This is a genomic window from Actinomadura sp. ATCC 39365 (assembly GCF_054392275.1).
Window position 1 is genome coordinate 1,070,806 of the sequence record NZ_CP184335.1, and the last position, 10,644, is coordinate 1,081,449.

The 10,644-nt window shown below is 70.7% G+C and carries 9 protein-coding genes; 7 read left to right on the plus strand and 2 right to left on the minus strand.

All coding sequences use genetic code 11. The features are described 5' to 3' along the window. Positions 1 to 25: 25 nt before the first annotated feature. From ACNF49_RS05725 to ACNF49_RS05755, 7 genes are read left to right on the plus strand one after another with little or no spacing between them, the layout of a single operon-like run. Positions 26 to 721, plus strand: a complete 696-nt coding sequence (locus tag ACNF49_RS05725; protein ID WP_352318565.1) for a FadR/GntR family transcriptional regulator — start codon at positions 26 to 28, stop codon at positions 719 to 721. A gap of 34 nt (positions 722 to 755) precedes the next feature. Further along, positions 756 to 2,006 carry an ABC transporter substrate-binding protein gene (locus ACNF49_RS05730; RefSeq protein WP_482943011.1) on the plus strand — a complete coding sequence of 417 codons (1,251 nt, stop codon included), beginning with the start codon at positions 756 to 758 and terminating at the stop codon, positions 2,004 to 2,006. Then, positions 2,006 to 2,851, plus strand: coding sequence for a carbohydrate ABC transporter permease (locus ACNF49_RS05735; RefSeq protein WP_482943012.1), 846 nt, complete (start codon positions 2,006 to 2,008; stop codon positions 2,849 to 2,851). The genes ACNF49_RS05730 and ACNF49_RS05735 overlap by 1 nt, the downstream gene beginning before the upstream one ends. Continuing rightward, positions 2,848 to 3,657: a carbohydrate ABC transporter permease gene (locus ACNF49_RS05740; protein ID WP_482943013.1), complete on the plus strand. Its 810-nt coding sequence runs from the start codon at positions 2,848 to 2,850 to the stop codon at positions 3,655 to 3,657. The genes ACNF49_RS05735 and ACNF49_RS05740 overlap by 4 nt, the downstream gene beginning before the upstream one ends. Next, on the plus strand, positions 3,658 to 6,663 hold the full coding sequence (locus ACNF49_RS05745; protein ID WP_482943014.1) for a glycoside hydrolase family 38 N-terminal domain-containing protein: 3,006 nt from the start codon (positions 3,658 to 3,660) through the stop codon (positions 6,661 to 6,663). Further along, positions 6,660 to 7,892, plus strand: coding sequence for an enolase C-terminal domain-like protein (locus tag ACNF49_RS05750; protein ID WP_482943015.1), 1,233 nt, complete (start codon positions 6,660 to 6,662; stop codon positions 7,890 to 7,892). The genes ACNF49_RS05745 and ACNF49_RS05750 overlap by 4 nt, the downstream gene beginning before the upstream one ends. Before the next feature lie 9 nt (positions 7,893 to 7,901). Then, a complete protein-coding gene (locus tag ACNF49_RS05755; RefSeq protein ID WP_482943016.1) occupies positions 7,902 to 9,338 on the plus strand; it encodes a S10 family peptidase in 1,437 nt (478 codons plus the stop codon). Here ACNF49_RS05755 and ACNF49_RS05760 read toward each other — a convergent pair. Beyond that, a complete protein-coding gene (locus ACNF49_RS05760; protein WP_357975420.1) occupies positions 9,297 to 10,211 on the minus strand; it encodes a hypothetical protein in 915 nt (304 codons plus the stop codon). The two genes, ACNF49_RS05755 and ACNF49_RS05760, sit on opposite strands and share 42 nt — an antisense overlap. Continuing rightward, entirely contained in the window at positions 10,202 to 10,621 is a 420-nt protein-coding gene (locus tag ACNF49_RS05765) for a peptidase inhibitor family I36 protein (RefSeq protein ID WP_357975417.1), read from the minus strand. The genes ACNF49_RS05760 and ACNF49_RS05765 overlap by 10 nt, the downstream gene beginning before the upstream one ends. Positions 10,622 to 10,644: the final 23 nt, after the last annotated feature.

Below are 10,644 nucleotides of genomic sequence, written 5' to 3' on the forward strand. Positions count from 1 at the left end.
GGAATAAGTGATTAGATCACTTGATATGTCCGAGGTTGCGCGGCCGACGCTTTCCGACGCTCTGACCGAGCGCATGCTGGAGCTCATCCGTAGTGGAGGGCACCGGCCGGGCGACAGGCTGCCCTCCACCAGGGAGCTCTCCCAGCGTTTCGCCGTCACCACCCCGACGCTGCGCGAAGCGTTGCGCAGGCTGGAGGCCACCGGAGCCATCGAGCTGCGGCACGGCTCGGGCATCTACGTCGGCGCCGACATCGAGCGGCTCGTGCTGCCCAACCCCAACATGCGCGAGATGCACGCCGCCCAGCTCCTCGAACTGCTCGGGGCACGGATCGTGATCGAGCCGCCGCTGGCCGCCATGGCCGCCGAGCACGCCGAGGGCGCGGAGCTGGCCGCGCTCAAGCGGGTGCTCGACCAGGCCGGCCGGCACCTGCGCGGCGAGGACGCCGAGCTGCACGAGGCCAACATGTCCTTCCACCGGGCGACCGCGCGGATGGCGGGCAACAGCGTGCTGCACGAGGTCGTCGACTCGCTGCTCACCGTCCACGGGCCGGAGCAGCGGGAGATCCTGCAGATCTTCGACGACCGGCGCCGCGACTACGAGGAGCACCTGGCCATCCTGGAGGCCATCGAAGCGCGTGACGCCGCCGAGGCGCAGGCGCGCATGCGGGCCCATCTGGTCGACGTCCGGACCGTCGTCGAACAGAGGTTGCCACCCAGATAGAGCAAGTCCCCCCGAAAGAGCAAGGAGGCCGGCCATGTTCCGGTCACGTGTGGCCACGCTCGGCGTGGCGGCGCTGGTCCTGACCGCCTGCGGCGGCAACAGCGCCGAGGCGCCGAAGAAGAAGACCGAACTGACGCTCTACAACGACAAGGGCGCCTGGACGAAATACTTCGATGAGATGGGCGCGCTGTCCAAGCAGCAGATCGGCCTGGGCATGAAGCCGACGGGATACACCGACTCCGCGCAGTACCAGGCCTTCATCAAGGCGTCGTTCCGCACGGACGTGAAGCCCGACCTGTTCACCTGGCAGACCGGGGGGATGCTGGCGGAGATCGTCAAGCAGAAGCAGGTGGCCGACACCACGGCCGTCTGGCAGGAGGCGATCAAGGCGGGCGACCTGTCGCAGGACCTCGCCCCGTACTACACCATCGGCGGCAAGCAGTACTGCGTGCCGATGAACGTCGCCTACTGGGGCATGTTCTACAACAAGAAGATCTTCGACAAGTACGGCCTGAAGCCCCCGCAGACGTGGGGCGAGCTGGTCCAGGCCGCCGAGACCCTGAAGAAGAACGGCGTCAAGGCCTTCTACCACACCAGCGTGCTGTTCTCCTTCGTCTGGTTCGAGCAGCTCCTGGCCGGCTCCGACCCCGACCTGTACGACCGGCTGTCCACGGGCCAGGCCAAGTACACCGACCCGGGTGTGGTGCAGGTGATGGAGAAGTGGAAGTCGCTCATCGACGCCGGATATTTCATGAACCCGGGTGACAAGACCGACCCCGGGGACGTCATGAAGACCGGCAAGGCGGCCATGGTCTCCTTCGGCACCTGGTTCAGCACCAGCATGACGCAGCGCGACCTGAAGTCCGGCACCGACTACGGATTCTTCGTCATCCCCAACGTCAACCCCGCGCTGCCGAAGACCTCGATGATCTTCGAGAGCGGGCCGCTGTGCTCGCTCGCCAAGGGGGCCGACCCCGACTCCAGCATGAAGTACCTCAAGTGGTGGACCAGCGCCGACGCCCAGAAGAAGTGGGCCACCACCAGGGGCGACGTGAGCGCCAACCCGAAGGTCGAGATCGCCGACGAAGCGCTCGGCGCGGTCACCAAGGACGCGGGCGGCGGCAAGTACCGCCTGGTCAACCGCTACTTCGAGGCCACGCCGCCGCCGGTGCTGACCGCCGCGCTGGACGGCTTCGGCAAGTTCGTCACCGAGCCGGGCACGTACAAGGAAGTGCTGGACACCATCCAGAAGGCCGCCGACGAGTACTGGGCCACGCATCAGTGATGAGCTCGCGGACCCCGATGTTGGGCCGGTTCAGGCACGGTTACGTGGCGCCCGCGGCCGTGCTGGTCGCGGGGCTGCTCTACGCGCCGTTCCTGTGGACGGCCTACCTGAGTCTCACCCGCTACGACGGCCTGGAGCCCCCGGCGTGGGTCGGCGTGCACAACTTCGTCAAGCTGCTGGACGACCCCGCACTGCTCACCTCGACCCGCAACACGCTCATCTGGGTGGCCGGCACGATGGTGCTGCCGGTCGGGCTCGGCCTGCTGGTCGCGGTGCTGTCCTACGACATCAAGGGGGGCGCCTGGTACCGGGTGCCGTTCATGTTGCCGTACGCGCTGAGCGGCGCGGGCCTGGCCATGGTGTGGAGCCCGGTGTTGTCCCACGACGGGATCGCCAACCGGCTGCTCGGCGTGGACACCGCGTTCTTACAGGTCGCGCCGGACAACACGCTGGCCATGCTGCTGGTGTGGACCTGGCAGCAGCTCGGCGTGAACACGCTGCTGTTCGTCGTGGGCCTGCAGTCCATCCCCAAGGAGCCGATCGAGGCCGCCCGCCTGGACGGCGCCTCCGGCTGGCGGCTGTTCCGGCACGTGATCTGGCCGCTGATGCGCCCGCTGACCGCGGTCGTGGTCGGGCTGGCCCTGGTGGCGAGCCTGAAGACGTTCGACATCGTGTGGGTGCTGACGCAGGGCGGCCCGGGACGCAACTCCGAGACGCTGGCGGTGACCATGTACCGCGACACGTTCGTGGCCAGTGACTACGGCTACGGCTCGGCGGTCGCGGTGCTGCTCACCGTGGTCACCGGGCTGGCCTCCTACCTCTACCTGAGGAGGCAGGTGCGATGATCCGGCGCATCGTGCTCATCGTGCTCGGGCTGATCTGGCTCGGCCCGACCTACCTGCTCGTGGTCAACGCCTCCAGGCCGGCGGCCTCGTACGACCCGGGCGGCGCGTGGGTGCCGTCCGGCGACTTCGCGCTGCTGGACAACTTCGGCCGCGCCCTGGACAGCGCCGACCTGACCGGCAGCCTGGCCAGCACCGCACTCTACGCGGTCGTCTCGCCGCTGCTCGGCGTGGTGATCGGGGCGCTGGCCGGTTACACGATCGTGGTGCTGCGGCTGCGCCACGGGTTCTGGTGGTTCCTGCTGATCTTCGGCGGCACCGTGTTCCCGTCGCAGATGTTGCTCGTGCCGCTTTTCGTCGGCTACAGCGACGCCGGCCTGTACGACAGCAGGCTCGGCATGATCCTCATCTACACCGCGATCAACGTGCCGCTGGCCGCGTTCGTGCTGCGCAACTTCTACACGGGGGTCGCGTTCTCGATCTTCGAGGCGGCCCGCATGGACGGCGCGTCCACGTGGCGCATCTTCTGGCGCATCTACCTGCCGATCTCGCTCAGCGCGCTGACGGCGGTGTTCATCCTGGAGTTCACCTTCATCTGGAACGACCTCATCTTCGGCCTGACGCTGACCCAGAGCGAGAGCGTGCGGCCGGTCATGACCGCCCTGGCCGGGCTGATGACCGACGTCTACGCAGGCACCCCGGTCCCCGTCGGCCTGGCGGCGGGCCTGGTGGTCTCGCTGCCGACGGTCGTGCTGTTCCTGGCAACCCAGCGCCTCTTCGCACGGGGCCTGTCCCTAGGGAGTGTTTAGATGACGAGCCGGTTGCTGCAGCGGAGCCTGGGTAGCCCCGACTACGACGGGATCAGGCAGGCGCTGCGCAACGACACCTCGACGCCGGTGATCAGCGCGCGCGGGCTGGAGGTGCGGGTCGCGGTGCTGCCGCTGTTCACGCACGACGGCCGCCAGGCGGTCAGGGTGTCGAGCACGCAACCCCTGACCCACGTGCTGGTGGGCGTCGACAGCGCCTCCGGCACGGACGTGACGCTGCTGGTGCCCGAGGTGGACGCGCCGCGCACGCTCACCCTGGAGTGCCGCGACGACGCCGGCGTGGTCGGCAGCGCGCAGGTCACGGTCACCCCGCAGCGCAAGTGGAGCGTGTTCGTCGTGCACCACTCGCACCTGGACATCGGCTACACCGACCCCCAGGGCACCGTGCTCCGCCACCACCTCGACTATCTCGACGCGGCGCTGCGGCTGGCCGAGGAGACCGCCTCCTGGCCGGACGACGCCAGGTTCCGCTGGACGGTCGAGTCGTCGATGCCCGCGCTCAGATGGCTCGACGCCCGGCCCGCTGAGCAGGTCGAGTCGTTCGCCGCGCTGGCCAGGGCGGGCGCGATCGAGGTGACCGCGCTGCCGTTCCAGCTCCACACCGAGGCGTGCTCGACCGAGGAGCTCTACCGCCAGCTCCGCTTCCCCGCACAGCTCCAGGACCGGTACGGCTTCGCCACCAGGTCCGCCATGCACACCGACGTGCCGGGCGCGGTCGTGGGGCTGGTGGACGCGCTCAACGCCGCCGGCGTGCGTTACCTGGCCGCCGCGCACAACTGGGCCGGGCGGTCGGTGCCGTACCTGCACGGCGGCGACAAGCTGACCAGGCCGTTCCGGTGGCGGGCGCCGAGCGGTAACGAGCTGCTCGTCTGGTTCACCGACACGCCGCACGGGATGGCGTACATGGAGGGCAACACGGTCGGGCTGACCGACTCCTACGAGCTGGCCCACGACCTGCTGCCGCGTTACCTGTCGGCGCTGGCCACGCGGGGCTACCCGTACGGGCCGGGGACGTTCGGGTGGCAGGGGCCGGACGCGCCGCGCGAGCCGTACGAGCTGGACGTGCTGCACCTGCGGGTCCAGGGCGCGCACGCCGACAACGCCGGGCCGTCGATCGTGCCCGCCTCCATCGCCCGCCGGTGGAACGAGACGTGGGCCTGGCCGCGCCTGCGCTCGGCGGTCAACAGCGACTTCTTCGAGCACGTCGAGGAGCGCTACCACGACCGCCTGGCCGTGCACGAGGGCGACTGGACCGACTGGTGGGCCGACGGGCTCGGCTCGGGCGCCCGCCCGCTCGGCTACGTGCGCCGCGCCCAGTCGGCCCTGCGCGTCGCCGAGACCCTGCACACGATCGCGGGCGCGGACGCCACGGACCAGATCGACGAGGCGTACGACAAGGTCGCCCTGTTCAACGAGCACACCTGGGGCGCGGCCAACCCGTGGGAGGACGCCGAGGAGGCGGGCGACTCCGGCGGCCTGCAGTGGACCCGCAAGTCATCGGGCGCCTACCAGGCCCAGGACGACGCCTCCGACCTGCTGCACGCCGCGACCCGCCGCTTCGCCGCCGCCCTCTCGACCCCGGACGAGGAAGGCGCCGCCCTCTCGACCCCGGACGCGGAAGCCGCCGCCCTGCCGGGCGCGGACGCGGATGGCCGGGCCCTGGCCTCCTTCGCCGTCTTCAACCCCGGCACCAGGGCGCGGACCGACGTGGTGCGCGCGTTCCTGCCGCGCGACGTGGTGGCCGTGGACGTGCCGATCGCGCTGGTCGACGCCAGGACCGGCGAGACCCTGCCGCACCACGAGGAGTACGTCGACCCCGACGACTGGCCGACCCGCCCGATCGGCCGGCACGTCCACGCGGTCGTGCCGGACGTCCCCGGCTTCGGCTACGCGCGGCTGGACGTCGTCCGCGGGCCGGGCCAGGCCCCCGACCCGGTCGAGCCGGACCTGGACGGCGTGATCGAGAACGAGTTCTACCGGGTCGCCTACGACGTGCGCGAGGGCTACATCAGCTCGATCTTCGACAAGTCCGCCGGCCGTGAGCTGGTCAACGGCGACGCCGCCGCCGGCTTCGGCCAGTACGTCTACGACCGCTACGCCACCGCCCCGCACTTCAACCACCTGTCGGGCCACGTCGGGGCGCACGACAGGACGCTCCTCGGCGACCGGGCCGTCGCCCGCAACGCGACGATCGTCAGGGCCCTGCGCACGGCGGTCGGCGAGAAGCTGGTCGTCGAGCTCCAGGGCAAGGGCGTCGACTGGCTGCGCACCACGATCGAGCTGCACCGGGGCGTCCCCAGGCTCGACCTGACCTACCAGCTCGCCAAGCAGGGCACCCCGGCCAAGGAGGCGGTGTTCCTGGCGTTCCCGTTCGCGACGGGCCCGGCCACGGCCTGGGAGCTGACCGGCGGGGTCGGCGGCCCCGGCGTGCCGCGCGTGCCAGGCTCGGCCGAGTACATGTTGCCGATCAGGCACTGGATCGCCTTCGAGGACCCCGAGCTGACCGTCGCCTGGGCCACCCTGGAAGCGCCGCTGGTGCAGCTCGGCACCATCCACATGCCGTACGCGCCGTTCCCGCCCACGCTCGACCAGGAGGACGGCACGGTCTACTCCTGGGCGCTCAACAACATCTGGGACACCAACTTCCCGGCCCAGCAGCAGGGCGAGACCACCTTCCGGTACGCCGTCACGTCGGCGGCCGGCGTCAAGGGCAGCAGGCTGGGCGCGGCGGCGGCCTCGGGGCTGACCGAGCCGTTCGTCGGCGCGCTGATCACCGGCGGTCCCGGGGTCACCGAGACCTACGCCTCGGTGGACCACCCCGACGTGCTGATCACCTCGATCGGCCGGGTGGACGGGGAGCAGGTGGTCCGGCTGCAGTCGCTGGCCGCCGAGCCGGTGACGGCGACGGTCACGGTCCCCGGACGGGATCCGGTCGAGGTCCGGCTGCCCGCCTGCGGGGTCGCCGTCGTCGGAGGGAAGCGCGCGTGAAGATCGTTGACATCCGGGCCACGACGGTCGCCGTCCCGCTGGAGGCGCCGCTGCGGCACAGCAACGGCGCCCACTGGGGCCGGTTCGTGCGCACGATCGTCGAGGTCGAGGCCGACAACGGGCTGGTCGGCCTGGGGGAGATGGGCGGCGGCGGCGAGAGCGCGGAGTCGGCCTTCCGGGCGCTCGTCCCGTACCTGAAGGGGCACAACCCGTTCGAGCTGGAGGCGCTGCGCTTCAAGATCGCCAATCCGACCGCCTCGCTCTACAACAACCGCACCCAGCTCCTCGCCGCCGTCGAGTTCGCCTGCCTCGACCTCGTCGGCCAGCACCTCGGCGTGCCCGTCCACGACCTGCTGGGCGGGCGGCTGCGGGACACGGTCCCGTTCGCCTCCTACCTGTTCTTCCGGTACGCCGCCGACGGCCACCCGGAGATCCGCACCCCCGGCCAGCTCGTCGAGCACGCCGCCCGGCTCAAGGAGGCGCACGGGTTCACCGTGCACAAGCTCAAGGGCGGCGTGTTCCCGCCGGACTACGAGCTGGAGTGCTACCGGGCCCTGGCCGAGGCGTTCCCGGGCGACCGTCTCAGGTACGACCCCAACGCCGTGTTGTCGGTGGCCGAGGGGCTGCGGTTCGGCCGGGCCATCGAGGGGCTGAACAACGACTACCTGGAGGACCCCGTCTGGGGGATGGAAGGGCTCAGGGCCGTCCGGGAGCAGGTCAGGGTGCCCATCGCCACCAACACGGTGGTCGTCAACTTCGAGCAGCTCGCCTCCAACGTGCTGCGCAGGTCCGCCGACGTGGTGCTGCTGGACACGACGTTCTGGGGCGGGGTCCGGCCGTGCGTGAAGGCGGCGGGGGTGTGCGACACGTTCCAGGTCGGGGTGGCCGTGCACTCCTCGGGCGAGCTCGGCATCCAGCTCGCGACCATGCTGCACCTCGGCGCGGTGCTGCCGAACCTCACCTACGCCGCCGACGCCCACTACCACCAGTTGCGCGACGACGTGATCGAGGGCGGCCGGCTGCCGTACGCGGACGGCGCCATCGCCGTGCCCTCCGGGCCGGGGCTCGGGGTGCGCCTCGACCCGGATCGCGTGGCCCGCTACGCCGAGCTGTACCGGGAGACCGGCGGCTATCCCTACGACCGCGACCCGGGACGTCCCGGCTGGTACGCCACCGTCCCGAACGAGCGCTTCGCCGACCCCGCGATCTCGGTGGACGTTGCCCCATAATTGGCCGCTATGTCCGACGAAGTACAGACGAAGCAGCCCGCCGACAACCTGGTCACCACCCGGCACGCCCTGCCGACCGGCCAGGGATACACCGCCACGACCGGAACCATGGTGGTGCGCGAGGAGGTGTTCACGGACGGCACGTTCGACGGCCACCGCCCGAAGGCCGAGGTGTTCCTCACCTCCTACACGCTCGACGACGCCGACCCGCTGACCAGGCCGGTCACGTTCGCCTTCAACGGCGGGCCCGGGTCGTCGAGCGTGTGGCTGCACCTCGGCATCCTGGGCCCGCGCCGGGTCGTGATGGGGGACGCGGGCGCGCTCCTCCCACCGCCGTACGCGCTGGCCGACAACGACGAGACCCTGCTCAAGGTCAGCGACCTGGTCGTCATCGACCCGATGTCCACCGGCTACTCGCGGGCGGCCGAGGGCGAGAAGGCCCAGCCGTACCACGGGTTCAGCGGCGACGTGGAGTCGGTCGGCGAGGTGATCCGGCTCTGGACGACCAGGAACGCGCGGTGGATGTCGCCGAAGTTCCTGGCCGGCGAGTCGTACGGCACGGTCAGGGCGGCCGGGCTGGCCGACCACCTCCAGTCGCGGTACGGCATGTACCTCAACGGCGTGATGCTGATCTCCTCGGTGCTCGACTACGCGACCGTGGAGTTCAACGAGGGCAACGACGTGGCCTACGCCCTCTATCTACCGACCTATGCCGCCATCGCGCACTATCACGGGCTGCACGGCGACCGCCCGCTGGCCGACGTGCTGCGCGAGGCCGAGGAGTACGCCTCCCGCGACTACCCGTGGGCCCTGGCCCGCGGCAACCGCCTCACGGCCGGCGAGCGCGCCGCCGCCGTCTCCAGGGTCGCGGCCCTGTCCGGCCTCTCCGAGGACTACGTCGACCGCGTGGACCTGCGCATCGAGCACATCCGCTTCTTCACCGAGCTGCTGCGCGAGCGCCGGCTGACCGTCGGCAGGCTCGACGGCCGCTTCACCGGCTGGGACCCCGACGGCGGGCGCGAGCACTTCGTCTCCGACCCGAGCATGAACGCCATCACCGGCCCCTACAGCGCCGCGCTCAACCACTACCTGCGGACCGAGCTGGAGTACGCCAACGACCTGCCCTACGAGATCCTCAGCTCGCGGGTGCACCCGTGGTCGTACAAGGAGTTCGAGGGCGTGCACGTCAGCGTGACCGACCGGCTGGGCGCCGCCATGCGGACCAACCCGCACCTGCGCGTGCACGTGGCCTGCGGCTACCACGACGGCGCCACGCCGTACTACGCGGCCGAGCACGCCTTCGCCCACCTGCCCGTGCCCGCCGAGCTGGCCGCCAACGTCGAGTTCAAGTACTACGAGGCCGGCCACATGATGTACGCGCACGAGCCCAGCAGGCTGCGCCAGTCAGCCGACCTGGCGGCCTTCGTGCTCGGACAGCAGGCGTGAGGCGCGCTCCAGCCGTTGCCGCAGGCTGGCCGCGAGCGCGTCGAAGCGTTCCCGGTTGTCCCGGATGACCGCGCGCTGAAGCTCGGCGTCGGCCGAGAACCAGGCGGCGACCAGGCCCGAAGCCCACTTGCAGGTCGTGTCGGCGACGGCTGTCAGCTTCTCCTCCTCGCTGACGTCCGGTTTCTCCAGGTTCCAGCGGGAGTCGGCGATGGCCGACTCCGGGTCCGGGTAGGGGTGTCCCGCCTGGGTCATGCACGACTGCCAGCGCCTGGTCGCCGCGGCCACGCCGCCGTGCTTGGCGGCCTGTTCCAGGGTGAGCGAGTCCTGCAGGCCCAGCCAGGGCCAGTCCGCCTGGCGGGTGCCGCCCTCCAGCTCCGCGGAGGCGCGGTCGAGGCAGCCGCGGTCGGCGGCGGTGCCGTACAGGCGGTGGCGGGTGTGCTTGGGCAGTTTGTTGACCCAGGAGCCGGTGGTGTCCGGGGACGGGGGCCTGGCCAGGTGGTAGCCGTACCGCTGGGCGGCCGAGGTGTCCACGACGCCATAGCGGCGGGAGTTGCCCGGGTCGATCGCCGCCAGCTCGGCGGCGTCCTCCGCGGGTGGGGTGACGGTGAGGCCGCGGCGGCTCATGCACCGCGCGACCAGGTGGTTGTGGGCATTGCCCAGGACGGCCCGCTGCTCGGGAGTCGGCTTGTAGGCGTCGAACGGCAACACGAGCTGCGACACCGAGGTCACGCCCGCCGGGGGCCGTTCGCGTACGGGCTCGCCGGCGGCGCAGGCCGCGACGGACAGCAGCAGCGCGCCCGCGAGGAGGCCGCGACAGCCGGTTTCCGGCGGCCAAGCCCGGAAACCGGCACTCCCGTTATTTCTCAGCGGCACCAGATGTCGATCGAGCTGGTGCGGTTGTTGCCGATGGCGTTGTTCGACAGGTAACCGTCGTTGGAGTTGTGGGTGAAGGTGCTGTGGGCACCGGTGTAGTCGGCGTGCTGCCAGAGGGTGGCGCTGCAGCCGACCCGGTTCCTGACGGAGCTGGTCTCGTTGTCCATGCTGTGCCAGGTGTTGCTGAAGTCCCAGTTCAGCCAGTTGTTGTCGGCCAGGTCGGAGTCGTCGGCCGTGAAGTCGCGCCAGTGGTCGCTCTGGCCACGGTTGTAGTCGAAACCGGCGTACAGGCAGACGCGGCCGCCGTAGCACGTCGAGCGTGGGCTGGCCTCCGCCGCGGCAGCCGGGACGACCACGGTGAACAGCGCGGCCGCGGCGATGAAGCCGACGGCCTTCTTGGTGAGCCTCACAGGTCTCTCCTAGATCGGTGAGT